The following is a 25,846-nucleotide window of genomic DNA, read 5'->3' on the forward strand; positions in this document are numbered from 1 at the left end:
GGCAAGAAAATGATTATCGTAGAAAGCTTAAAGAAGACCTATGAAACCAAAATAAAAAAAGGTTTTTTAAAATCAGAAAAAAGATATGTTGAAGCAGTCAGAAAACTAGATATGGAGATAGAAAAGGGCCAAATTGTAGGGCTCTTAGGAATAAATGGGGCGGGAAAAACAACCAGCATCAAGATGCTGTCCACATTGCTTCTGCCCACAGCGGGAAAGATTACGGTGGATGGAATGGATGCAGTGAAGGATGCCATGAAAGTGAAGCAGAGAATAAACATGGTAGCTGGGGGAGAGCGAATGATCTATTGGCGGCTTACAGGCAGAGAGAATCTCTGGTATTTTGGACAGCTCTATGGAATGGAAAACAAGATGCTCTCCGAGAGAATCGACTATCTTTTAAATCTTGTAGGCATTGAGGAGAAAAAAGATGTACCCGTTGAAAACTATTCAAAAGGAATGAAACAAAGACTTCAAATCGCCAGGGGACTTATCAATAATCCCGATTATATCTTCATGGATGAACCAACCTTAGGGCTGGACTCGGTGATATCAAAGGAATTAAGAGCCTATGTTAAGAATATCGCCCGCAAAGAGGGAAAGGGAATATTGCTGACATCCCACTATATGGCAGAAATCGAAGAGCTTTGTGATTATGTATATGTACTAAATCATGGAGAGATCATAGCCCAGGGAACTCCTAAGGAGCTGGCAGCGGTTGGGATGAACAAGAAGATCTTATATCTTGGCATTGAAAGAGGCAGTGCAGAGATAAGTCCGATTATTGATCAAGCATGCAGAGCAGCGGATCATACAGCTATTGTGCAGAATGATACCCATGAAGGGACGTTCATTATCACCTCATCCTTGGATCTAAAAGGTGTTATCTCAAGGACTTGCATCGATCACAGATTGGTTATCAACAGGCTTTTCGAGGATGAGCCGAAGCTTGAGGATGCGATTATAAAGCTCTCAAAGGGGGCTTGATAAAATGAAGAACTTCTTAAAGGTAGTTCAGGCGGAAATGATAAAACAGCATAAAAATTATTTTCATAGCAAAATCATTTATGTCTCTCTTTTTATCTGGCCGATTATCAGCTTTATCTCTTCCTTTTATAGTTTTAAACCCTTTCATATAGAAAATATGCCAGTACCTTATCTCAATCAGGAAAATCTGATTATTTTCATCCTCTTAGGGTATATTTGTATGAATTTTTTTAGATCCCTTGTGCAATCGGCATGGTTTTTTTCCTTTGAAAGGCAGTATGGAACGCTGGAGCTGATCTATCTTTCGCCAACCAATAGACTGGGAGTGATTCTCGGTAATGCCATCTCCTCTGTATTTGAAAGCGTATGGGTTATGGTGGTATTTTCAGGGGGCATGTTCATATTAAAGCATAAGTATCTGAATATGAATCTCTCCGCAGCCGTTATAGTCATCGGGCTAATGATGGTCATGGCGGTGATGTGGGGGATGCTTTTAAATGCTTTGTTTCTGTTTTCACGGGATACGGGATTTCTATTTACCGTATTGGAAGAGCCGATGGAGATATTTTCAGGGGTGAAGGTTCCTACGATGGTATTCCCACTCTGGGCAAAAATGATTAGTCTGATGTTTCCACTGACCTATGCTGTTGAGGCCATGAGAAGAGTGTTTTTGAATAGGGAGAATCTTTACGAAATACAAGACTTCCTCCAGATAAGTCTATTGTTAATCGTGGCTATGGGTACCCTCATTTATGTTTGTTTGAAGCTTGGAGAGCGACATGCAAAGAAAACTGGTAATATGGCGCTGTTTTAAACTATGATATAATGGATCAAAATGGAATTTGGTGATGGGATGAGAGTCTATTCTGGAAGCGATAAGAATTGGAATATAGAGTTTGTTTATTCTCCGTTATTTGAAATGCTGTGCAGCATTCACGTCCTGATAAAGCCGGATCATCATCTGGAGAGGCTGATATGGGCTCAGGCGATGAGAGAAAATATTTCGGATAAACTATTAGATGATCTATTGGAATTGGGTAAAAGAACAGCCGATTGGTGTGTTATCATGGACCTTTGCAATGTTTATGAAGCATGTAACGATTTCAATGTGATGTCAGCCCTCAATTATATGGAAGATCTGTCCTTGGAAGATTTTCGATATGTATTTTCAAAATACCAAGTCTATGGCTTGGAAGACTTTACAGAGGATATCAAAAGAAAAATGATAAGGGCTCTTAAAGAGTACTATCTTGGTTATTTTGAGCGGGAGCTGAGATTTATTGAACCATTGCTGGTGAGATGTCTAAAAAGAGATGCTGAACGATATGAGAAAATAGGGATTATAGATTATGCCAAAAGAATCCACAGCAGAATTGAGGTAACAGAAGAAGCCTTTCTATTCCATAAATACACACTGTTTACCATACCCTTTCATAGTCTCAAAAGAGTGATTGTGAGGATAAGCTCCTTTATCGATCCCCACCTCCTCATGGATTATGGGGAAGGAATGGTACAATTTACCATAAGAGCCCATCTTGATAGAGGGGAAGATGCTGTTCCCAGGGATTTGTTAAGGATCATGAAGGCCCTATCAGATGAAACACGACTTAAAATATTGAGAATCGTGTACAAAGGGAAGACTTCGACCCAGAGCTTGGCCCAAGAACTAAATCTCACAGAGCCATGTATTTCAAAACACTTGAGGCTGCTATATGATGCAGAACTTGTATATAAAGAAAGAAGTGGCAGCTTTATCTATTACGATTTGAATACTTTGCTCTTAGACAGAATTCCACTGGAGATCCATGAGTATTTGAATTTTTCTTTTAGAAAATAATTTACAATATTCAAATACTTTGATACAATGTATCAAATAATATCATAAAGGCCATGAAGAGAAGAGTAATTAAGAAGAAGGATTCTACAGAGAACTCCGGTAGCTGAGAAGGAGGAAGATATCTCTTAATGAATAAAGCCTCGGAGCTGCGTATTGAACTAATTTTAGGGATGGTACGACGTGTTCTCACGTTATAGGGATAGGGTATAAGCATTCTGCCGTACTCGAAGAGGTTGATATGGTGACATATCAGCGAACTGAGGTGGTATCATGAAGTTAACAACTCTCGTCCTCAAGATGAATAATCTTGGAGGTGAGAGTTTTTTATTTTGGAGTTGAGTAAAAAAATAGTAAAGATGAAGGAGTGATAGGATGCATTGGGCGTATAGAACAGCGCAGGAGTTGATTGAAAAACATCCAAATCAAGATATCTTTGTGTGTGCATCAGGAATTAGCCCTTCAGGGTCTGTGCACATTGGCAATTTTAGAGAAGTAGTCACCACATACTTTGTGGTGAGAGCACTACAGGATTTAGGCAAGAAAACACGTTTTATATTTTCATGGGATGATTATGATCGGTTTAGAAAGGTTCCTAAAAATATAGATCAATCCTTTGAGCAGTATATAGGGATGCCCTATTCAGAAATTCCAGATCCCTATGGCTGCCATTCATCTTATGCAGCCCATTTTGAGAAAGAGTTTGAAGAGGCCTTGGGTATATTCGGCATTGATGTGGAGTTTATCTATCAGAGTAAGGAATATACGTCGGGCAGATATAATTACCATATCCTTCATGCCCTAAAGGGAAGAAAGGAAATATACGATATATTGATGGCATTCAAAACCCAGGAGTCCTCTGAAGAGGAAAGGAATCATTTTTATCCCATTACACTATACTGTGAACGGTGCAGAAAAGACAATACAGAGGTGAAGGCTTTTGATGAGATGCAAGAGGAAATTCAATTTGTTTGTAGCTGTGGACATCATGGCACTGTCAAAGTAATGGACGCAAACAATATCAAATTAAACTGGAAAGTAGACTGGCCCATGCGGTGGATGGTGGAAAGGGTGGTATTTGAGCCAGGTGGTAGAGACCATTCCTCTGAAACAGGAAGCTACAATGTGTCAAAAGAAATCGTTAGAAGAATCTTTAACCATAGAGCCCCTGATTACGTAGCCTATGAATTCATAGGAATAAAGGGTAACAGTGGGAAAATGTCGAGCTCATTAGGAAACATCATCACCCCAGGAGAACTTTTGAAAATCTACCTTCCAGAGATAATACTCTTCATTTTCTCTAGATATAAGCCAAATGCTGCTTTCAATATTGGTCTAGATGAGGATGTAATTAGAAATTATTCTGAATATGAAAGGTTTTACGAGAGCTACCGTAATGATACTTTAGGAAATGAGGATCTATATGATTCCTTCAGATTGTTGGCGTTTACCAATAACCAAAGAGTACCATCCTTTAGCCAGGCAGCAGGAATTTTACCTTTGATAAACTTTGATGTTCATATATTAGGGGATGTATTGAGGAAAATTGGAGAAGAATATGCATTAGAGGACATCATGAAGATCAGTGATAGAGTGGAACACTGGATGAAACACTGGTATCCCGAAAAAATGCTCCATCTGAATCAAGAGAAGGATATGGAATACTATGAGCAATTGAAGGATATAGAAAAAAGATGGCTAAGGGATTTATGTGCTGTGATTCAAGAGAGTGAAGCCTTAAGCAGCGACGAGTTGATGAAAAGAATATATGCGGTATGTCATGATGAAGATCATAAAGTGAAGAAAAACAATCAAAAGACTTTATTTGGCATCGTATATAAGCTTGTGTTGGACAATACCAGCGGTCCCAGATTATCCATACTGATTAAGACCTTAGGGATCGAAAAAGCACTCTCTTTATTAGATTTTAGTTCCTGAGCATAGGGAGTTTGAGAACAAACTCCCTATGCTCAGGATTTTAGTTTCAAAATTTTATATATAATTTGACAATATAACAAACTCATGGTATATTTTTTTTAGAAAGCTGAAAGAGGGATAAAGATGATGAATACATATAAAAAAGGCGGCAATACAGCGATTATAAAAAAGAGTAATTTATCCCTGATTGTTAGGCTTGTAAGGGAAATGGGCATGGTTTCAAGAACAGACTTAGCGAAGATTACGGGCTTGAGCAAAGGTGGTTTGACCCCCATCATACAGGAATTAATAAACAATGGAATCATTCGTGAAACAGGTGTGATGGATTCTGATGCGGGAAGAAAACCTATCATGCTTGAGATATGTTCCCATGCAGCTTATGTCATTGCGGTGGATTTAAACAGGAGCAGCGCACAAATTGCGCTGGTGGATTTTTCAAATAAGGTAAGATCTTCTTATGAATATAAATATGCAGGCAATGAGTCTACTCAGGAGATCATTCGAAGAATAAAAAGCATGATTCGGTTTTTTATCGAAGAAAACCATGAGTGCAGCATTGCAGCGATTGGTGTTTCATCCCCTGGGCCCCTTGATTGCCAAGAAGGGATCATATTGAATCCTCCTAGGTTCCATGGATGGAAAAACATACCGATTAAGCAGCTTCTTGAAGAGGAGTTTGGCATACCAACCATCCTTGATAAAGATGCCAATGCCTATGCCATGGCAGAGAAAATAATGGGATTAGGGAAAAAATATAAAAATTTTATTCATGTTACCCATAGCGAAGGTATTGGTGCTGGCGTAGTCATTGATCGTATGTTATATCGGGGTGTAAGGGGGTTTGGGACTGAACTCGGGCACCTTGTTGTCGACTATCGGGGGAGTAAATGCGATTGTGGGAATATCGGATGCCTGGAACAATATGCATCCATGACAGCCATTATTGAGTGGATAGAATCAAGGATTCAACATGAAGTGGATGAGGCAGATGCCCCCATCAAGATGATTTATGAACGACGGGGACGAATAGAATGGGAAGATGTATTGGACGGTCTTGATAAGAATAGCCCCATTTGCTTAAAAGCGGTGGAAAATGCAGCAGTATTTTTAGGGTATGGTTTAATCAATATGCTGAATATATTCGCACCAGAGGCTGTTATTATTGGGGGAAGAGGTATTTCTGCAGGTAAATATCTAGTGAAGCCATTAAAGAAAATGATGGCAGAGAGCACCTTTTATAAGGATTTTTATCTACCGGATATATTGGTTTCAGATCTGAAGGATGGTGCTTTAATAGGCATTGCAAATACTGCATTTGAACATATCATTGATAAATCGACTGAACAATTATTTAAACCCAAAATGTAAAAGGCATAAAAATTTTAAGTAATTAATTAGATAATATAACAAATGAAAATGATCAATATATTATCCGTATTATAATTATAATTACGAAATATATATATTATAGGATACAGAGCTAAATATGAGGGGAAAGGATGAGTTTATCGGTGGAGAAATATTGGATCGGCGTTGATCTAGGGGGGACCAATATTCGAGTTGGGTTATTCGATAACGAGGGTGTAATACTGAGGGAACAAAAGGAGTTGACTGAGGTAGACAAAGGTCCAGCCCACGTCATACATAGGCTCGAAACGATGATTGATAAGGTTAAGGGCAGTAATCGTATACAGGGTATTGGGATTGGCATGCCAGGACCTTTGGATCCTTATGAGGGCGTAGTATTAAATCCTGTAAATTTAACGGGATGGGATGGCATTCCGTTAGCAAGTATCATGAACGATTATTATAATGTCCCATGCTATATTGAGAATGATTGCAACGTAGCCGCTTTAGCGGAAGCAGTAGAGGGTGCAGGAAAAGGATATCCTATTGTATTCTATATTACCGTAAGCACTGGTATTGGTGGCGGTCTGTGTATCAACAGAGAAATTATCTCAGGAGCTACTGGAAACGCAGGAGAGATTGGGAACATTATCGTTAAAGAGAATGGAATTTTGCATAGTTACTTAAATCCTGGCTCCATGGAAGGTATGGCCAGTGGGACGAGTATATTAAGGATGGCAAGGGAAGAGGGCTTAGACATTCAACAAGCCCATGAAGTATTTTTAGTGGCGGAGGAAGGTAACCCTATTGCTTTGGAAATTGTAGAAACCACTGTAGATGCACTGGCGCGAGGAATGGCAGCCATCGCCCATGTGATTGATCCCTATATCTTCGTATTAGGAGGTGGCGTAGCCCTCTCCGTTCCCGGCTTTGTAGATAAGGTTAGAGATCGATTTGAGCAATATATCTATCAAGTCATGAGAGGAAAAATAAAAGTAGAATTAGCCCAACTGTCGGATGCAGGCATGATCGGCGCCATGTACATGATAAGAAAGAAGATGGAGGGGCAAGACCGATGAGGGAGATTCTATTTTTTCAGAAAGTATTTAAAGAGAAAATGTGGGGCAGCGATCGTTTGAAAACTTTGTTCGATATGAATATTCCATCGGATCATACGGGGGAATGCTGGGTGATTAGTGGACATCCAAGCGGACAAACGGAGGTGCTGAATGGCACTTTTGCAGGATGGACCTTACAAGATATCTGGGGCAAGCGGAGAGATATCTTTGGACATATTGAAGGCGAAGAATTTCCATTATTGGTAAAAATCATAGATGCCTGTGATGACTTAAGTATACAAGTCCATCCTGATGAGCACTATGCGATGTCGAAGCCTAAGGATGTCTTTCCAAAGACAGAATGCTGGTACATCCTTGACTGTGAAGATGGAGCAGAAATCATTTTGGGTCATAAGGCTCAGACAAGAGAAGATTTTGAACAAATGGTGCGGCAAGGCAAATGGGAGGAGCTCCTTCAGAAAATACCTGTGAAAAAAGGAGATTTTGTCTATGTCCCCAGTGGGACAGTACATGCGCTAACAACAGGAATATTGGTTTTAGAAATTCAACAATCTTCGGATACGACCTACCGATTATATGATTACGATCGGTTGGAAAATGGTGTGCCTAGAGAACTTCATATAGAGGAATCTCTGGAGGTGGTAAGGGTTCCTCACAGCATAGAGAATCAGATGATACAAGTAGAAACATATCCGCATGCAACGAAATCAATACTTACAGAGACACCCTATTTTTCGGTCTATAAGTTTGATATAGATGGCCAAGTCTCATTGCATCAAGATAAGCCTTTTATGATTATGGGTGTTGTTGAGGGTGCTGGGAGCGTTGATGGATATCCAGTAAAAAAAGGAGATCACTTCATACTTCCCTGTGACTATGGAGATTTTGTGCTGGAAGGGACAATGTCTTTGATTGCCTCTACAAAAGAATAATTTTTGGGAAAATGAAAACGATTATACCAGGTTTGTTTATGGCAAGAGGGGAGTCACCATGATTGTATTGCTTGAATAACGGCACACCCAAGCTCTTTTTCAAGGGAGATGGGTTGTTCAAAGGTTATTTGAGTAGTATATAAATAATAAAAGGAAAAAGGGGGAAAAAACAATGAAAGGCAGTAAAATTTTAGTTTTCATGCTAGCAGTTCTGTTAGTAGTAACGATGTTCGCAGGATGCAGCAAGCCTGCACCAACAGGAGAACCAGCAGCAGCGGAACCATCAGGGGAAAATCAGATTAAAATTGGTTTATCTTTACCTACCCAAAGAGAGGAAAGATGGGTAAGAGATAAAGAAAAGATGGAAGAGGTTGCAGCCCAAATGGGTGTTGAACTAATTGTAAAAGTTGCTGATGCCAATACACAAGAACAAATTACACAAGTGGAATCTTTATTGACACAGGGTATTGACGTATTGATCTTGGCGCCCCATGACGCTTCTGCTTCTGCCACATTGGTAGATAAAGCAAAGCAAGAGGGAATTCCTGTAATCGCCTATGACCGCTTGATTACGAATACAGATAAACTTGATGTATATATGTCCTTTGATAACGTAAAAGTTGGGGAACTTCAAGGCAAGTACATTACGGAGCAGGTTCCAGAAGGAAAATATATTATCATGTCTGGTGCACCAACAGATAATAATGCCAAATTATTTAAAGAAGGCGCAATGAAATATATTCAACCGCTAATCGATTCCGGTAAGATTCAAGTGATCACCGAGCAAGCCGTTGAGAACTGGGTACCAGAAAATGCATTAAAGATTGTTGAAGCTGCACTGGCTGCAAACAATAATGAGGTTGATGCGATCCTGGCACCGAACGATGGGACTGCCGGAGCAGCGATTCAAGCCTTAGCAGCCCAAGGGCTAGCGGGCAAAGTTCCTATCACAGGACAAGACGCTGAAAAAGCAGCTGCAAAAAGAGTGATGGAAGGTACACAATCCATGACAATCTATAAAGATACAAGAGCGCTTGGGAAAAAAGCCATTGAAGTTGCCGTTGCCCTTGCAAAGGGAGAAAAGCTAGAGACAAATGGCGCATTAGACAATGGTAAGATCCAAGTGCCATCAGTATTAATCGAGTCTACAATCGTTACCAAGGATACTTTAAAAGAAGTTCTTATCGATAGTGGTTACATAACAGAGGATGATTTAAAATAAAGCTCGTTTGTTTTAAAACCCTGTGGAGGGATAACTTAGCTGGTTATTCCTCCATCTTTTAGAAAGGTGGGCAGCGGTAGATGAGTGAATATATTTTGGAGATGCAGAATATTGTAAAGGAATTTCCAGGGGTGAAAGCATTAGATCATGTGAACTTTAAAGTAAGAAAAGGAGAAGTCCATGCACTGGTCGGAGAAAATGGTGCGGGTAAATCTACCTTGATGAAGGTTCTAAGCGGCGTATATCCATATGGAACCTATGACGGTAAAATCATTATCAATGGAAAAGAACAAAGATTTAGCAACATAAAGGACAGCGAAAAATCAGGGGTGGGCATTATTTATCAAGAGTTAACGCTGGTAAAGCAGATGAACATATGCGAAAACATTTTTTTAGGCAATGAGTTTAAAAATCATGGTGTCATTAACTGGAACAAAGCAATGGTTGAGGCCAAGAAGGTTCTGAAGGAGGTTGGATTGGCGGAAAGCCCGGACACAAAACTCATCCATTTAGGCATTGGGAAACAACAGCTGGTCGAGATTGCGAAAGCCATATCGAAGGATGTAAGCATATTGATATTGGATGAACCAACGGCGGCCTTAAATGAAGATGATAGTGAAAACCTGTTGGAGCTTATACGAAAGCTAAAAAGCCAAGGGATCAGCTGTATCTACATATCCCATAAATTAAAGGAAGTAAAGGCCATTGCGGATACGATCACCATATTAAGGGATGGAAAAACCATAGATACCTATGCAAACGATGAGCACATCAATCAGGATAAAATCATAACGGGTATGGTTGGAAGAGAATTGACACAGCTTTTCCCAAGGAAAGAGCATAAGCCTGGGGAAGTTGTTCTCGAAATCAAGGATTGGACAGTATACAATCCAGAATTACCAGATCGAAAGGTAATTGACAAGGTGAGTTTTCAGGCAAGAAAAGGGGAGATATTGGGGATCGCAGGTTTGATGGGGGCAGGAAGAACGGAATTAATGATGAGTTTGTTTGGAGCCTATGGCGTCAATCGGTGTGGAAGTATATTCATTGATAATCAAGAAGTAGAAATTAAAGGGCCGAAGGATTCTATCGAGAAAGGATTCTGTTATTTATCTGAGGATCGAAAAAAGACCGGATTGGTATTAATGATGGATATAAAGCAAAATGTAACCCTTGCGAGTCTAAATAAAATATCCAGCTATAAGGGGATTAATGAAAACGAAGAGATCAAAATGGCAAATCACTATGTGAATGCATTAAAAATAAAGACACCTTCTATTGAACAGAAAACAAGAAACCTAAGTGGTGGAAATCAGCAAAAGGTTGTTATTGGAAAGTGGCTGATGGCTGCGCCAAAGGTACTGGTTTTGGATGAACCGACCAGAGGCATCGATGTGGGTGCGAAATATGAGATTTATAACATTATGAATGACCTTGTAGAACAAGGGGTTTGCATCATCATGATTTCATCGGAGCTGCCAGAAGTGCTGGGGATGAGCGATCGGATACTGGTTATGCATGAAGGGAAGCTAGCCGCTGAATTAGACTATAAAGAAGCAGATCAAGAAAAAGTGATGTACTATGCAACGGGTGGAGAATTGGTACATTCATAGGATATAGGAGGATAGAAGGAGGATTTATCATGTCAACAAACACGAAAAGCATACAAAGCCCCATGGAAATTATAAAATTTTCTTTGCGAAACAACATTCGGCAATATACTATGTTTATTGCACTTATAAGTATTATGCTAATCTTTTCTATTTTAAGCCCTAATTTTCTAACACCAAGGAACTTGTCCACCTTGTTCCTGCAGACGGCTCATATCGCCATATTGGCCTGTGGCGTTGTTCTCGTGATCGTGGCTGGCCACATTGACCTATCCATTGGGGCTGTCGTAGGTTTAACAGGAGCGATTGTTGCAATTCTGCAAGCAAAATTTGGCCTGGGCATATTGCCATCGATTGTGATAACTTTGGGTGTTGGTGGCATTATCGGATTGTGGCAGGGCTATTGGGTTGCCTACAAAGATGTTCCAGCATTTATTGTTACCTTGGCAGGTATGATGGTTTTTAATGGACTGCTGCTGGGTGTTACAAAGGGAGAAACCATCGCAACCTCCAGTGCGTTTAATCTAATCGGACAGGGTTATCTTCCAACTTTATTTCTAGAGAATACACCAAAGGATCTGATTCCCCATGATACCACTTTAGTCGTATTAGGGCTTGTGATCATTGGATATCTGTGGCTTGAGTTCAGCAACAGAAAAGAAAGAATCAACTATGAATTTGAAGTTTTGCCCCCATCTTTGTTTGCGTTAAAGATTGGTGTGGCGATACTATTGATTGCATCGGTGTTTATCATCATGGCCCTTTATCTAGGCATACCCTACTCGATTTTGATACTTATGGCAATCGGCGGTCTTTATATCTTCCTTACAACAAAGACTACGTTCGGCCGTCATGTCTATGCCATTGGAGGCAACAAAGACGCAGCAAAGCTTTCGGGTATTAATATTAGACAAAGAACACTATGGATCTTTATTTCATCAGGAATCCTATGTGCTGTAGGTGGAATCATCTATACTGCAAGAGTAGGCTCTGCTGCCGCATCCGCAGGTCAAGGAATGGAGTTGGATGTGATTGCTTCCGCCATCATTGGCGGCACCAGTACCCTCGGTGGAGAAGGCACCATCGTAGGAGCAATCATAGGCGCTTTGGTAATGGCTACACTGAACAATGGGATGCTCCTCTTGGATGTAGGTACAACCCAAAGGCTCATTGTAAGGGGTCTCGTCTTGCTCCTTGCAGTTTGGGTGGATATTTCGTCTCGTAAAAAGAATGGATAAAGCTATTTCCCTCCCATAATGATAGAGTTTTATAAAAAGTCTGCTGCTGTATTATAAGCGGCAGGCTTTTTATTATGGGCTGGAAAGGCGTATTATCAAGGGGATGGTCTTTGTGTGAGTAGATATCGCTGAAAAGCTTCTGATAAAATGCCGGAAGTACGCCATTATTGGCAGTAAATCTATCATATACTGTAAAATGTGGAGAAGTTGTTAATAAGATTTTGATTTTGAAAGAGTTATCAACAGCCCCACAAACATCTCCGAAAAATCGCCGCAAGTGTGCCCAAATTTTAAAACAATCCCTAGTATACTTTAAAATAGGAAAAATTGTTGAAAGTAAATTTTTCAAAAAAAGCTGCGACAAAGTATTATAAATTTGATCTGGAATTTACATCTATATGTATATTCTACATGATGAGGTGGTGGATGTTCATGAATACAAATTGTTTGTATGAAAAGGATCATTTCTATAAAGAAAACAAAATACTAGGCTTAAAAGAACTGGAGAAAATACTCAAGAATCTGAAACAATATGAAGCCAGGATCAAGGAAATTGAAATTCAGATCGAAGAGTATAAGGATATGCAGTGTTTATGCTTAAAGGGGGTTAGCTATGAAAACATCATTAGAACCCATCAAATTTTTTCAAAGACAGAGATGCAGGTGTTGGAAGATTTAGAGCTAGAGCATCAAATAGAATTGCTGGAATTCGAGAAAAGGCATTTGGATCGATTTACCAAGAGAATTCACAATGCCATCGAAAGCTTGTCTGACCTGGAAAAAGAGATCATACAAAAGAAGTACCTGGAAAACAAGATTTGGCGGTACATAACCTATGACATCAACCTAGAAGAAAGACAATGCAGAGAAATCAAGAACAAAACCTTGCGGAAGATACTAAACCTGCTGAAGATGGCCAATTAGTCAAATATATTCAGGAGATAGCCTGTAGGGGTGGACGACCCTGTCCACCCGAAGAAAGAATCGCAGAATTGTACTATATGACATCAAGGATATCACCAGACACAAAACGTGTCGGTGTATCCTCGATATATAATACTGATTAGGAGGTGAAGAAAAGGTGGATGAAAGCAAAGAAAAAATACTCAATCGTATGTTAGGCAACATACAAGGCCAATTTGACAAGTCAGAGGGGTCTTTTTTTTATGACGCTTTAAAACCTATGGCGATTGAGTTGGAGACTGTGCATCAAAGGATGGAAGCTGCCCGAGGGAAATTAAGCATTGAGAACCTTATAGGACAAGAACTAGAACAGTTCATATTTGAAAGAACTGGTATCCAAAGAAAACCTGCAGCCAAGGCCAAAGGATATGTAACCATTAGGGGTACAGCAGGAGCCATCATACAGGAAAACAGCATCGTTGCCAGTGAGACCGTTAACTTCATTATTAAAGAAACAAAAACCATTGACAGCACAGAGTTATCAGAGGTACTGGTGGAATGTGAATTCTATGGGCCTATTGGGAATGTTCCTGCCGGTACCATTCAATATTTTCCTCAAACCCTTACAGGACTTAAAGGTGTAACCAATCATGAGGATTTTACTGGTGGTTACGAAGAGGAAAGTGATGAAGAACTGCTGGTTCGTTACTATGAACGGATTCAGGCTCCTATTACCTCAGGGAATAAGTACCATTATAAAAACTGGGCAAAGGAGGAACCGGGTGTAGGAGACGCCAAGGTGATTCCCCTGTGGACAGGAGATAATACCGTCAAGGTGATCATCATCGACGCCAATAAAGAACCAGCCAGCGAAGAATTGGTACAGAAAGTCCAGCAGTCCATCGATCCTGGCAGTGAGGGCTTAGGTGAAGGGAAAGCACCCATCGGTGCCCGCTGTACAGTTGTTAGTGCCAAGGGGAAGCCTTTGGATATTACTTTTAGAGTAATAAAGGATACTTCTGTAACCGATGGAGAGAGGATGGAAGATATTAAAAATAATATCGAGCAATACATCAAGCAGACCGCTTTTAAAGAGAACATCATAAGCTACAACCGAATTGGCAGCATTGTATTGGATTCCAAAGGAGTCATTGACTTTTCCGCATTGACCATTAACGGGCAAACGGGAAACATCGCCATTGTAGAAGATGAAGTGGCAGTTTTAGGGGTGATTACCATTGAAGAATAACGAGATGATGGCATACTTGCCTACTTATGAAAGAAAATCAAAGGTATTTCAAGAAATCATGAATGCGGCAGCAAAAGAGGTAGAGGTAAGGGATATAGATGTGGAGGACTTGAAAAATCAGTTCTTTATCCATAGCGCTACTTGGGGGCTTTCCATCTATGAACAAGAGTTGGGCATCCCAACGGATGTCAACAAAAGCCATGAGGAACGCAGAAACGTCATCATTGCCAGATGGAGAGGTATAGGGAAGGTAGATAAAAAGCTGATTCAGTTGATCACCGAATCCTATGCGGTAGGAGATGTATTGATTGTATTTAATAATGGAATCAATATCTACCTACTAGGTGTCAATGAAACCCTGACCGGGGTGCAGGATTTGCTCAATGCCATTGAAGAAATCAAGCCAGCCCATTTAAGGACACAAATAATTTATGTCTACATAACCTATGGAGAGTTAAGTCCATCAACCTATGGAAGCCTGGGAAGCCTTACCTATAGACAGATCAAGATTCATGATTTTTAAGAAATATGCAAATGAATGATATTTTGGAGGGAGATGTAAATGAAGTATACAAACAATTTAAATTTAAAAAAGCCCGAGTCAAATGATTTTTTCGATCAGGAGAATCATGCCAATTATAATATGGATGTGATTGACAGTAGTATCTCGTCCCATTCGGCTGATAATGTAATACATACAAGTTATGCTGTTAATACCTCAGCAAGTGATTCCTATATTATTACTATTCCAGGAATTACTGCATATACAGCGGGGATGATCGTAAGCTTTAAGGCCACTATTGCAAATACAACCGCAGCAACACTTAATATAAACAATCTTGGAGCTAAAGCTATAAAGAAAAATGTAACAGCTGACCTTGAAACTGGAGACATTGTGGCAAACCAAATAGTACAAGTAATCTACGACGGTACGAATTTCCAGCTTTTAAGTATACCGAGTGCAAATGTTACAGCTAATAGCGCCCAGACGTTGACAAATAAAACCCTTACGGCGCCTAAATTTGCAAATACTGGATACATAGCTGATACGAACGGTAACGAATTAGTTAAGTTTGCTGCTATAGCATCGGCTGTGAATGAGATCACAGTAAAAAATAATACAGCTGGTAGTGGTCCAGAAATCCAAGCCAGCGGTGGTGATACAAACATTGATCTATGGCTAGCACCCAAAGGTACAGGTGATGTTATAACAAACACAGGATTACATGCGCGGGTTCTGGGTGCAGGACCTACCAATGGGCGGTGGGGTCAGTTTAGTGCTGGCAGTAACGGTAATGTATTACTAGGTCATAATTGTTATATAGATGCGAATGACGCAAATAAAATAAAATACAAACATACTCATGCGAGTCTAGGGGCTAGAGGTATTGTATTTGATTGGGGTGGACAAGGTACACCGATGTACTTTGATATGGGAAATATAGCAACAACCGCGGGTACTGCGTTTACACCCACATTTGTTAAAATGTATCATGAAGGGTCGCCAGGTGTATTATCGTTAGCAAGCAGTGGCGAAGCTGTACTTCTAACCGCTGGACAGACATTTGGGGGGTTAACGAAGACAGGCTTCTATATGGGGGCATTTATGGCGGATAAACCTCCTTCAACGCATGATTGGGCGTATGTACAACATATAAAGCATAATAATGTATGGGCGATGCAAATAGGCAAAGGGTTCCATGATGCCGATCCTATGTATTATAGGACCAAATGGAGTCAAGATGGATCAACAGCAATATGGGGAGGGTGGAAGCAGATGGGAAGCGGTGCATATGTAGTGAGTAATAACGTTAGAGAGACCATATTGGCTACTGAATATAATAATGGTGCTGCCAATTCATTCAGATATATAGGCAAATGGATTCCGAAACGCGATGGAACGGTAATGGTAAAAGCGAACATAGCAAGGTCTGGTACTGGTACTGGTAATGCCTTCTTATATGCTTTATATGATAGGGCTAGTACTAATGTAGAGTTCGGTGCGCATAAGATACACGAGAATATATATAGTCCACTCATAGATTCCATTGCAGTTGGTTCATATTTGACCGCCAACCTAAATGGACTTTACGTCGACCTAGGATATGCATCGGCACCAGGATATATAGAGAGGACAGCACTACTCACAGTGAAGGCAGGTCACCCTGTGGTATTCGTATTATTTGACGGCTACCAATTAGCATACTGTAACTCAATAAAGATCTACTATGATGAAATTTAGGAGGTGCGAATATGCTTATATGTTTTATAGAGAACTCGACCAATGATATAAGACGTGTGCTAGGATATCATGACGCCACCGAGACTATAGAGGATTTAGAGAGATATAACTATATCGAAATCGACTCAATACCTGTAGTTCCGGCGTATGACGTACAAAAACAGTATGTAGAAACGTACATTGATATCGACACAAAGGAATTCACGCACTACATAATAGACCTACCTACGACACCAGAAGATAAAATTTTACGGCTTACTGAGAATTTAACCGATGTACAGATTGAGTTGGAGATGGCAAAATTTCAAAACAAGAGTCTAACGCAGGTTATCACAGACCTGCAAATTGAAGTTGAATTATTAAAGATGGGAGGAATATAAAATGCCTACAACTTTTGATTGGTATACCATAGCAAAGGAAAGATATCCAATTGGAGGGATGTCCCTGGATCAGTTAGACAGAATTTTTTCTTATAGTTGGATTACTGAGGTGCAGTACGATGAAATATTATTAATGAAATAATAGCTTTAATCTCTATTTAAAAAGTGATTTAGTAGATATTATTACTACACAGAATCATTCTATTTTTAAGTAAAGACTGAGAATCTGTACTTTCGTGCCGTGACACGTATAACGTTAACCAGAAGATTGGAGGAGTTCTAATGGAACAGTTAAAAGGACTATTGGGAGAGGAGATATATCATCAAGTCAAAGAAAAAGCTGGGGATAGAAAGCTCATGTTTGACGATGAAAACTTTATTCCAAAGAGTCGCTTTAACAAGGTGATTCAGAAAAAGAATGCCTATAAAGACCAAGTAAAGCTTCTGAATGATAAACTAACAGAAATCCAGAAGATCGTTCAAGACAATGAAGAACTTGTAAAAAATCTTCAAGAGATCAATGAAAAATTGAGCCAACAGAATGAAAAGATCAAGGAGAAGTGTTTCTTAAATGCGATCCATCTTCAAGCAACCAAGATGAATGGAAAAAATATGGATGCAGTCAGCAGACTGATTGACAAAAAGAGCTTGATAATGCTTGAGGATGGTACCATTATGGGCTTGGAAGAACAGTTGAAAAGTTTGCGGGAGAGCAAACCATTTCTATTTGCTGAAGATACCTTGTCTTATCTAGGAAAAATCCATGATTATGTGGAAAGTCTGATGCATACAAGGATGATCGAAAAACTGTAAATCTTTCAAGGTCAATCGAGAAACCAAAGGAGTAGATATGATAAAACTGGTTGAAATTCAAAACGAAATTTACAGCAAACTAAATACGGAATTTCCTACCTACCACATATACGTAGGAGAAATACCGCAGGAAATCACGAGACCTGCTTTTTTTATGCAAATTTTACCCCTGTCTACCATCACGGAAAACCAATATCATCGAACCAGAAAAATCCATATCAGGATCCGCTATTATTCACCAAATGGGACTTATCTGGAAAGTCTGGAGATGGCAGATCAACTGAATGAAGTGATTGGAGCTGTTTTGGTTGCAGGAGATCGAAGATTGATCATACATAAGATTCGAACAAGTATGATTGATAATGTCTTAAATTTTGCCTTCAATCTTGAATTTGAAGACAGCATCGATGAAACAAAAACATACAACTATCAAAATTACGACTATATGCAAGAATTATTAATTAAGGAGGATTAATTTATGGGATTACCAGAGATTTTAATAGAGTTTAAAACCCAAGGAGTAACAGCAGTGCAACGAAGTGCCAGAGGGATTGTGGCATTGATTTTAAAGGATGATACCAAAACCTTCACATCCATCGAATACAAATCCATTGATGAGGTAAGTCCAGAGGATTGGACTGTAGATAACAAAGATTATATTGATAAGACCTTCATGGGAACACCAAGCAAGATTATTGTGGAAAGAATTCCTACAACAGCTGCGGACTATTCTGCTGCTCTTGCAAGGCTAAAGAGTAAGAAGTGGAATTACTTGGCGGTACCAGGTGTACAAAGTGCGGATGTAACTAACATTGCAACATGGATCAAAACAGAAAGAGATGTCAACAAAAAGACATTTAAGGCTGTATTGCCCAATATTACGGCAGATCATGAGGGTATCATCAATTTCGCTACAGAGAGCATTAAGGTAGGGGAAAAGACTTATAGCGCCAGTGATTACACATGCAGAATTGCAGGGATCATGGCAGGGCTGCCATTTACACGCAGCGCCACATATTATGCCTTAAACGAAGTTAAGAGCATTCAAGAGTCAGAGAATCCAAATCAAGATATTGAAGATGGAAAACTAATCCTAGTCAACGATGGAACAGGAATCAAAATTGGTAGGGGTGTGAATTCACTGACAACGCTAACGGCTTCTAAAGGTATGGAGTTTAAGAAAATCAAGATTGTAGATGCGGTAGATCTTGTTCACGATGATATCCGAGATACCTTTAACAATGCTTATGTAGGAAAGATTATCAACTCTTATGACAACAAGGTGTTATTCTTGGCAGCAGTTAATGCATATTTTGGAGAGCTAGAGAGAATTGATGTATTAGATCCTGCTTTCACCAATAAGGCAGAGATTGACGTAGAATCACAAAAGCTATACCTTATGGCAAGAGGGGTAGATGTGGAGTCATTGAAGGAACAGGAACTCAAAGAATACAATACAGATTCAAAGGTGTTTGCAAAGGCCAACGTGAAATTCTTAGACGCGATGGAAGATTTACAAATGCAAATTTACATGTAAATAGGAGGGAAAGAATATGGCAAATAAAATACCAGGATATAGAGTGATTAACGGTACGTGGGGAGAAATTTGGCTGGATGGAGAAAAAGTCAGTGAATTGACTGCATTAAGTGCAAAAATTGAGTTGAAAAAAGAAGATGTGAATATGTGCGGTGTACTGGCGAAAGAAACAAAAATAACGGGCTGGGAAGGAAAAGGAACTTTAAAGCTGCATAAAGTGAATTCAAGGATGGCGATTAAATTAGGAGAAGCTATTAAAAAGGGAAGGGATATCAGACTCACAATTGTATCTAAATTAGCAGATCCAGACACCGATAATGCTCAAGCAGAAAGAATTGCGCTCAAAAATGTTAGCTTTGATGATCTAACATTAATTGATTTTGAAGCAAAGGCACTAGGTAAGGTGGAATGTCCTTTCACATTTACAGATTATGATTTTGTTGATTTAATTAAGCCAGAATAGGAGGAAGATTATGAATACATTAGATTTATTATTACAGATGGATCTTTCAAAGCTTAAGAAGCCGACTAGAGATGTTGAGATTAAAAGATTATCAGCATCTGCGGGAAATCCAGTAATCTTTACATTAGAAGCTTTAACACCGGATAAAATGAATGAAATTCAGGAAATGTGCTTGGATTATGAAGCCGAAAAAATGAATCTTTCAGAACTACAGCTTATGACCATCGTTGAAGGTATAAAAAGCCCTAATTTCAAGTCTAAAGAATTAATGGATAAGTTTGGTGTATATACCCCTAAAGATCTGGTGAAAAAGTTATTACTGCCTGGTGAGATTGTAAATTTATACAATTTAGTAGGCGAGATCAGTGGATTTGATGAGAATGTAGTTGAAGAAATAAAAAACTAATAAACACAGACGGCTTTGTTCAAATGATGTATTACTATTGGAAAACCAAAGGAATCGTTCCGTCTGTGTTTTACAACATGAGAAAAGGAGAGCTATTGGTATTGATGGCTTTCTATGACAGAGAAATGGAAGAATTAAAAGCCAATTTTGATGATATGCCAGCCTTTTAGGCTGGTATAATTTTTAAATAAAGTGTGGTGAGGAAATGAAAAATAGTACTATAACTGATGATAAAGATAAAGAACGCCAAAAGGAGTTATTTTCTTTTACAAATAATGCCGAAACAGTATTCTTTTCTGCTAAAAGGATGCTAAACATCATGTATGGCCCGCAGATAAAAGGGGGAGAAGTAAATCAAAAGAAGACTGCAATAAATAGAACTAAAAATGTCATTGCACATTCGAACTATGCTAATTATACGTTTCAAAAAGTACTAATAGATAACTATGGAAAGGCAGAAGAAAAATTAAAGTTAAGGCAGATCGTCGAAAACGAAGGTGAAGTAACAAAGATTTTTAAAAAAATAAAACAAATGCAGTCTCAAGTTAACAAATTTGATGTTAGGAGACTATTATCATCAGCAAAGAAAACCCAAAAAAGGAGAATAGTAAATAATATAAAAGAAGCAAAAGATATTGTTTCATCAATTATATCAGAAAATAAAAACTTGACGAAAGGAATTACGGATATTCATGATCAGCGAGATCAACTTAAAGTTATTGAAAAAGGAGGGGTACTAGGTCAATTTAAATTAGTAGCAAAAGGGGCATTCAAAAAAGAAGCTTGGAGCAATGCTTTTCATAGCAAAATAGATAGTTTTAAGCCTAAAAACATAATGGATGGTTTTAATCTTAAAAAAGTAAGCAAATCATTAAATCTCGTTGATGATACAACGCGTGTTGGTAAACTACTACCCAAATTAAAAATCATAGGCAATGCTTTGGGACCATTGAGTATAGTAGCTAATATGCATACAATAATGGATCCAAACGAAAGCGCATTTAAAAAGGTTTTAGCAGGAATAGATCTTGTGGGAGATTTTACTCCTTTATCCCCTATTACCTCGTTGGCCAATACAGTTCTACCTGCGATATATGATGGCTTATCCAGTGATGCGAGAGAAGACATTGGCAAATTTGCAGTGCATATAAAAGATTCAATGGCAAATTTCTCTAAAAGCTTTTTAAAGCATGCTAGCCCAATGGCAGAGATACAAGATTTTAAAAATTCAAAAGGCAGTTTAGAAAAGCTACAGGCGATTGAAAATCTTACAAGAAAATTTACACCTGCATCTCTAGGTATTTCTGCTGGAAAAGCATTGTTCGATAGCATAGGAGAAAAAAATAAAGAAAAAATAAGTAGTTCGATAACAACCATTGGAAATTACACAAAGAGTATGATTTCAAGTATTACGAATACTGCCAAACAAGGAGTTAAAGAAGTATTTAAAAAAGCTTTAACCGTAGAAACAAATAGTAATGTAAGGGCATTAAATAAACGGATTCCTTTATATGATCTCGACAGAAAAAATTATACCTATAATAAGAATTCCAATGCAAATACAAAGGATACAAGTGCTATTGGACCAATCAAAACAAAGACAAGTGAAGAATTAATACGAGAGATAGTACCTAGGCTTAAGGAATCATTGTCAAATATGTCATTAGCAGCTTTGTAAAGGAGGGATGAATCATGGATATATATCTTTCAATTAACAACCGGGAACAGGTAATCAAGCTGCCCGTGCTTCCATCAGAATTCAAAATACAGTCTGGTATGAAAAACGATACCTACGATACCATCAGCCAAGGAGAAATCAAGCTGATTGGCATGGAAACCCTAAAATCCATATCTCTCCAATCCTTTTTTCCTTCCAAGGACTATTCCTTCCTCAAGGACAGAGAATACAAAGGATGGGAATATGTAAATCTTATCGAGGGATGGAAGACCAAAAGGATACCTATCAGGCTTGTGATTACGAAAACGCCCATTAATATGGCCTGCACCATTGATTCCTTTGAATATGGATTGCAGGATGGCTCTGGGGATATCTATTATACCCTTACACTGAGTGAGTTCAAGTTCATAGAACTGAACCAAAGGCAGGTGTAATATATATGCATCGAATACTCAATATTTCTAATAACGTTGAAACGGATATTACCCCTTTGATAGGGGATATTCAATGGCGAAGCAATATCAACGAACTGGGGGATCAGCTGGATTTTGATATTGCTTTTAATGATGCCAAATATTTTCCTAAGAACCCAGTGGATATTGGAAATGCCGTTTGTCTAGTGAATCAGGAAGAAATCTTTAGGGGCATTGTTATTTCAGAACAGAAGAATGGCAGACAGCCCATACATTACACCTGTTTTGACTACGCTTTCTATCTCAACAAAAGCAAGGCAGTCTATCAGTTCAACAAGGTGTCTGCTAAGAAAGCCATAGAGATGATCTTGAATGATTTTAAAGTACCGATTGGGAACATCGGACCATTAAGTACTGTGATCAAAAAGATATACGTCAATCAGCCAGTCAGTGATATTATCAGAGATATTATGGATATGGAGAAGAAAGAGACAGGACAAACATACAGGATGGAAATGCGAGGGGGAAAGCTCCACATCGAAAAACAGGAGGAATTGCTGATCAAGGCCACCTTTAAATTGGCTGAGAATATAGCTCCTTATGATGTAGTGCATTCCATCTCCAATCCTTCCCGAAAGCGATCCATCGAGGAGATGAAAAACAGCATAGGCATACTATTGAATGATCAGATAATCGAAAAATTGCCGAATAATGAATTAATCAGTAAGTATGGACTGTTGCAGGAGTTTGTTGAGATAAGTAATAAGGATAGGGTGCAGGCAAAAAATATAGCTAAAAAAATGTTGGAGGACCTGGGGAAGGTGTTTGAAGAAAATTCCCTGGAGATGCTCGGCGATGACCAGATAAGGGCAGGACGAACCATTGAGCTGGAAGAACCCATCACTGGGATGAAAGGGAAATATCTGGTGAAGGATGTTACCCATACCCTTAGAAACGGTATTCATCGAATGGCATTGGGATTGGGGGTGATCTGATGGATGCGATATCTGAATTGGCGATGCTGTTTAAAGAACGAGAAAATGTCATCTATATGGGACCCCAAACGGGAACAGTTATTTCTCCACTACCCAATATCAAGGTAAGTCTAGGGGAAAAAATTATCCTGGATAAAGAAGAATTGATCATCTCTGCCCACGTGCTTGCCGGATATCAAAGAGAGATGGAAATAACCAATATTAAAAGCACTGGGTTTAGTTCTGACAGTGGGGATATAGACTTTCATTTGACGGGGAGTCCTCCTCCAAAAAATTATACCATTACTGGCCTTTCCATACCCCAGAGCAGCACGATGAAATCAGAAGGTACATTAAAATATACAGACACGTTAAAAGTTGGGGATCAAGTGATCCTTATACCATCCAGCGACAATCAGAAATATTATCTTATAGACAAGGCGGTGAAATTGTAATGTTGCCTGAAATTGCACAACTAGAATTTCATGTAGATACTCAGGAAGAACAAGTGGAGCTAGGAAAGTCATTCCTTTTTATCTTTAATAAAGATAACTTTGAGAAAGAGGATTATGCTAAGTGGGGATTTAAAGAAGAGGAAATTGAAGAAAAGGTTAAAGAGGGAGATTTCTTATTAAAAGATGGAAGATTAATCAGAGTGGATGGAATGGAAGCATTGAAGATATGGATTATCAAAGTACTAAAAACAGAAAAATCTAAGTACAAGATTTACGATGATACAGATTATGGGGCTGGATTAGAAGATCTGATGGGACAAACTTTGCCTATAGATTTTGTAGAAAGTGAATTGAAGCGAGAAATCAAATCTGCACTAGAAAAGCATCCGAGGATTAAGAGTATATCCAACCTTCAAACAACAAGGGATGGTGCTAGGGTAATAGTTGAATTTACTGTCAATCTTGTAGAAGGAAATACTTTCAATCAGGAGGTGATTTTTTAATGCTAGAAGATCGATCAACGATACAAAATAGAATGTTATCCGGTATACCGGAGGAATATGACACCAGTGAGGGGTCTTTTTTTTATGATGCAGTGAAACCCGTAGCTGTTGAGTTAGAAGCAGCATATCAGCAACTGGGAGAAATTCTGGATAAGGGATTTGCAGAAACAGCCATGGGAGAATGGCTGGATAAAAAGGCGGCAGAACAAGGTGTATACAGGAAAAAACCTACCAAAGCAACAACTGTCGTTACAATCACCGGATCTGAGGGAGCGATTGTCAATATAGGGGATAAGGTAGCCAGTGATACGGCTACTTTTATTTGTAAGGAAACAAAAACAATCGATGCCACAGGACAGGTAAATGTGATGGTAGAATGCGAAGAATATGGGAGCGCAGGCAATGTCCCAAAAGGCGCCATCAAATCTTTTCCCCTTACATTAACAGGGCTTACCAGCGTTACCAATGGAAATCCGGTGACAAACGGATTTCCGGGAGAAAGTGATGAGGAGCTGAGGCAGCGGTATTTTGACAAGGTTAGGACGCCGGCCACCAGTGGGAATAGGTATCACTATAAAAACTGGGCAAAGGAGTACCCAGACGTAGGGGATGCAAAGGTGCTTTCCTATGAGGAGCTACTGGCAGCGGTGCCTGAGACGCCGCCAGGAACCGTAAAGGTGGTCATCATAGACAGTGATAGAACAGGAGCAGAACCAGAGCTTGTGGATAAGGTGTTTGATTATATCGAAGAACTACGACCCATAGGGGCAAAACTGATTGTTGAAAGTGCAAAAGAAGTAAAGATTCACATCAAAGCTTCCTTTGTAGTGGATGGAAACTATACACAGGAGGAAGGAAAGGCAAATATGGAACAAAAAATGAAAGAATATTTCCGAAGCATTGCCTTTCAGAAACCTTATGTGAGCTATGCCATCTTGGGAAGTCTCCTATTAGAAGCTGAAGGCGTCTTGGAATATTCCAATTTAACTATAGGATTCGTAGATGAATCCACCTCAACCATTAGATGGGGCATGGAAAATATATCGATCAAGGATGATCAAGTTCCAGTATTAGGAGGGATCACCTTTGAGTAATTCACTGTTAAAGCATATGCCCAGCTACTATCGAACCAGTAAGGTCATCGCAAACCTAACCAATATGGAAGAGAAAGAACTCCATGATTTCAAAAACAAGCTGGAAGAGGTGTTAAATCAGTTTTATGTTGATGCTGCTACCTATACCTTGGAGAGATGGGAACGGGAACTAGGGATTCCCATCAACCATTCAAAGCCTATAGAACATAGACGCTCGGCAATCAAGAGCAAGATCAGAGGTTCAGGAACGATTACCGTAAAGCTAATCAAAAACGTTGCGGAATCCTTTACCAATGGGGAAGTAGAAGTGGTAGAAAACCCTGAGAATTATAGCTTTACCATTCGATTTGTCAGTATCAGAGGCATCCCATCTAATATTGATGATCTAAAGAAAGCCATCAAAGAGATCAAGCCCGCCCATTTGGTAGATGAATATTATTATAGGTATTTGATATGGGATGAATTTGATAATGAAAATAAAACATGGGATCAGTGGGATGCATTAAATCTGACATGGGAACAACTTGAATGCTATAAGGAGGTGTAAAC

Annotated in this window: 29 protein-coding genes and 1 other annotated feature; all 29 genes read left to right on the plus strand. The window is 39.1% G+C overall.

The annotated features are described in order from the left end of the window. The first annotated feature begins 9 nt into the window (after nt 1-9). The 29 genes from HNQ80_RS17535 to HNQ80_RS17675 all read left to right on the plus strand — a co-directional run bounded on the left by HNQ80_RS17535 (nt 10) and on the right by HNQ80_RS17675 (nt 25,844). On the plus strand, nt 10-987 hold the full coding sequence (locus tag HNQ80_RS17535) for an ABC transporter ATP-binding protein (RefSeq protein WP_184311976.1): 978 nt from the start codon (nt 10-12) through the stop codon (nt 985-987). A 4-nt stretch (nt 988-991) separates the two neighbouring features. Beyond that, the gene (locus HNQ80_RS17540) at nt 992-1,801 is read left to right on the plus strand and encodes an ABC transporter permease (protein ID WP_184311977.1); all 810 of its coding nucleotides are present in this window, start codon (nt 992-994) and stop codon (nt 1,799-1,801) included. Nucleotides 1,802-1,822: 21 nt separating this feature from the next. Next, on the plus strand, nt 1,823-2,824 hold the full coding sequence (locus HNQ80_RS17545) for an ArsR/SmtB family transcription factor (RefSeq protein WP_184311978.1): 1,002 nt from the start codon (nt 1,823-1,825) through the stop codon (nt 2,822-2,824). A gap of 44 nt (nt 2,825-2,868) precedes the next feature. After that, nucleotides 2,869-3,121 (plus strand) — a binding site (T-box leader). Nucleotides 3,122-3,196: 75 nt separating this feature from the next. Beyond that, nucleotides 3,197-4,759, plus strand: coding sequence for a lysine--tRNA ligase (gene lysS, locus HNQ80_RS17550; RefSeq protein ID WP_184311979.1), 1,563 nt, complete (start codon nt 3,197-3,199; stop codon nt 4,757-4,759). Nucleotides 4,760-4,882: 123 nt separating this feature from the next. Beyond that, on the plus strand, nt 4,883-6,127 hold the full coding sequence (locus HNQ80_RS17555) for an ROK family protein (protein WP_184311980.1): 1,245 nt from the start codon (nt 4,883-4,885) through the stop codon (nt 6,125-6,127). A gap of 131 nt (nt 6,128-6,258) precedes the next feature. Beyond that, nucleotides 6,259-7,185: an ROK family protein gene (locus HNQ80_RS17560; protein ID WP_184311981.1), complete on the plus strand. Its 927-nt coding sequence runs from the start codon at nt 6,259-6,261 to the stop codon at nt 7,183-7,185. Then, nucleotides 7,182-8,117 (plus strand): mannose-6-phosphate isomerase, class I, encoded by a 936-nt coding sequence (gene manA, locus HNQ80_RS17565; protein WP_184311982.1) that lies wholly within the window; start codon nt 7,182-7,184, stop codon nt 8,115-8,117. The genes HNQ80_RS17560 and manA overlap by 4 nt, the downstream gene beginning before the upstream one ends. 172 nt (nt 8,118-8,289) lie before the next feature. Continuing rightward, nucleotides 8,290-9,339, plus strand: coding sequence for a sugar ABC transporter substrate-binding protein (locus tag HNQ80_RS17570; RefSeq protein ID WP_184311983.1), 1,050 nt, complete (start codon nt 8,290-8,292; stop codon nt 9,337-9,339). Nucleotides 9,340-9,419: 80 nt separating this feature from the next. Next, a complete protein-coding gene (locus HNQ80_RS17575; RefSeq protein WP_184311984.1) occupies nt 9,420-10,952 on the plus strand; it encodes a xylose ABC transporter ATP-binding protein in 1,533 nt (510 codons plus the stop codon). 29 nt (nt 10,953-10,981) lie between these two features. Further along, nucleotides 10,982-12,187 (plus strand): sugar ABC transporter permease, encoded by a 1,206-nt coding sequence (locus HNQ80_RS17580; RefSeq protein WP_207727068.1) that lies wholly within the window; start codon nt 10,982-10,984, stop codon nt 12,185-12,187. A 432-nt stretch (nt 12,188-12,619) separates the two neighbouring features. Continuing rightward, nucleotides 12,620-13,111, plus strand: coding sequence for a hypothetical protein (locus HNQ80_RS17585; protein WP_184311985.1), 492 nt, complete (start codon nt 12,620-12,622; stop codon nt 13,109-13,111). A gap of 157 nt (nt 13,112-13,268) precedes the next feature. Continuing rightward, on the plus strand, nt 13,269-14,339 hold the full coding sequence (locus HNQ80_RS17590; protein ID WP_330602934.1) for a baseplate J/gp47 family protein: 1,071 nt from the start codon (nt 13,269-13,271) through the stop codon (nt 14,337-14,339). Continuing rightward, a complete protein-coding gene (locus tag HNQ80_RS17595; protein WP_184311986.1) occupies nt 14,329-14,862 on the plus strand; it encodes a putative phage tail protein in 534 nt (177 codons plus the stop codon). Before HNQ80_RS17590 ends, HNQ80_RS17595 begins: the two co-directional genes overlap by 11 nt. Before the next feature lie 39 nt (nt 14,863-14,901). Continuing rightward, nucleotides 14,902-16,581, plus strand: coding sequence for a hypothetical protein (locus tag HNQ80_RS17600; RefSeq protein WP_184311987.1), 1,680 nt, complete (start codon nt 14,902-14,904; stop codon nt 16,579-16,581). An 11-nt stretch (nt 16,582-16,592) separates the two neighbouring features. Beyond that, a complete protein-coding gene (locus HNQ80_RS17605; RefSeq protein WP_184311988.1) occupies nt 16,593-16,961 on the plus strand; it encodes a hypothetical protein in 369 nt (122 codons plus the stop codon). 1 nt (nt 16,962) lies between these two features. Next, nucleotides 16,963-17,103: a hypothetical protein gene (locus HNQ80_RS17610; RefSeq protein WP_184311989.1), complete on the plus strand. Its 141-nt coding sequence runs from the start codon at nt 16,963-16,965 to the stop codon at nt 17,101-17,103. A 140-nt stretch (nt 17,104-17,243) separates the two neighbouring features. Further along, nucleotides 17,244-17,774 carry a phage scaffolding protein gene (locus HNQ80_RS17615; protein WP_184311990.1) on the plus strand — a complete coding sequence of 177 codons (531 nt, stop codon included), beginning with the start codon at nt 17,244-17,246 and terminating at the stop codon, nt 17,772-17,774. A 37-nt stretch (nt 17,775-17,811) separates the two neighbouring features. Then, nucleotides 17,812-18,249 carry a phage tail terminator family protein gene (locus HNQ80_RS17620; protein ID WP_184311991.1) on the plus strand — a complete coding sequence of 146 codons (438 nt, stop codon included), beginning with the start codon at nt 17,812-17,814 and terminating at the stop codon, nt 18,247-18,249. 3 nt (nt 18,250-18,252) lie between these two features. Beyond that, the gene (locus tag HNQ80_RS17625) at nt 18,253-19,311 is read left to right on the plus strand and encodes a phage tail sheath C-terminal domain-containing protein (RefSeq protein WP_184311992.1); all 1,059 of its coding nucleotides are present in this window, start codon (nt 18,253-18,255) and stop codon (nt 19,309-19,311) included. A gap of 16 nt (nt 19,312-19,327) precedes the next feature. Beyond that, the gene (locus HNQ80_RS17630) at nt 19,328-19,774 is read left to right on the plus strand and encodes a phage tail tube protein (protein ID WP_184311993.1); all 447 of its coding nucleotides are present in this window, start codon (nt 19,328-19,330) and stop codon (nt 19,772-19,774) included. Between the two features lie 10 nt (nt 19,775-19,784). Next, on the plus strand, nt 19,785-20,180 hold the full coding sequence (locus tag HNQ80_RS17635; protein ID WP_184311994.1) for a phage tail assembly chaperone: 396 nt from the start codon (nt 19,785-19,787) through the stop codon (nt 20,178-20,180). 23 nt (nt 20,181-20,203) lie between these two features. Next, nucleotides 20,204-20,350, plus strand: coding sequence for a hypothetical protein (locus HNQ80_RS17640; RefSeq protein ID WP_184312033.1), 147 nt, complete (start codon nt 20,204-20,206; stop codon nt 20,348-20,350). 35 nt (nt 20,351-20,385) lie between these two features. Beyond that, nucleotides 20,386-21,858 carry a hypothetical protein gene (locus HNQ80_RS17645; RefSeq protein ID WP_184311995.1) on the plus strand — a complete coding sequence of 491 codons (1,473 nt, stop codon included), beginning with the start codon at nt 20,386-20,388 and terminating at the stop codon, nt 21,856-21,858. Nucleotides 21,859-21,872: 14 nt separating this feature from the next. After that, nucleotides 21,873-22,292, plus strand: coding sequence for a hypothetical protein (locus tag HNQ80_RS17650; protein WP_184311996.1), 420 nt, complete (start codon nt 21,873-21,875; stop codon nt 22,290-22,292). Between the two features lie 5 nt (nt 22,293-22,297). Next, nucleotides 22,298-23,266 carry an XkdQ/YqbQ family protein gene (locus HNQ80_RS17655; protein WP_184311997.1) on the plus strand — a complete coding sequence of 323 codons (969 nt, stop codon included), beginning with the start codon at nt 22,298-22,300 and terminating at the stop codon, nt 23,264-23,266. Further along, nucleotides 23,266-23,700: a DUF2577 domain-containing protein gene (locus HNQ80_RS17660; protein WP_184311998.1), complete on the plus strand. Its 435-nt coding sequence runs from the start codon at nt 23,266-23,268 to the stop codon at nt 23,698-23,700. The genes HNQ80_RS17655 and HNQ80_RS17660 overlap by 1 nt, the downstream gene beginning before the upstream one ends. Next, a complete protein-coding gene (locus HNQ80_RS17665; RefSeq protein ID WP_184311999.1) occupies nt 23,700-24,203 on the plus strand; it encodes a DUF2634 domain-containing protein in 504 nt (167 codons plus the stop codon). The genes HNQ80_RS17660 and HNQ80_RS17665 overlap by 1 nt, the downstream gene beginning before the upstream one ends. After that, on the plus strand, nt 24,203-25,297 hold the full coding sequence (locus tag HNQ80_RS17670; RefSeq protein ID WP_184312000.1) for a baseplate J/gp47 family protein: 1,095 nt from the start codon (nt 24,203-24,205) through the stop codon (nt 25,295-25,297). The genes HNQ80_RS17665 and HNQ80_RS17670 overlap by 1 nt, the downstream gene beginning before the upstream one ends. Continuing rightward, nucleotides 25,290-25,844, plus strand: a complete 555-nt coding sequence (locus HNQ80_RS17675; protein WP_243183368.1) for a YmfQ family protein — start codon at nt 25,290-25,292, stop codon at nt 25,842-25,844. Before HNQ80_RS17670 ends, HNQ80_RS17675 begins: the two co-directional genes overlap by 8 nt. Nucleotides 25,845-25,846: the final 2 nt, after the last annotated feature.

Source organism: Anaerosolibacter carboniphilus (genome assembly GCF_014205875.1).
Taxonomy (GTDB): domain Bacteria; phylum Bacillota; class Clostridia; order Peptostreptococcales; family Thermotaleaceae; genus Anaerosolibacter; species Anaerosolibacter carboniphilus.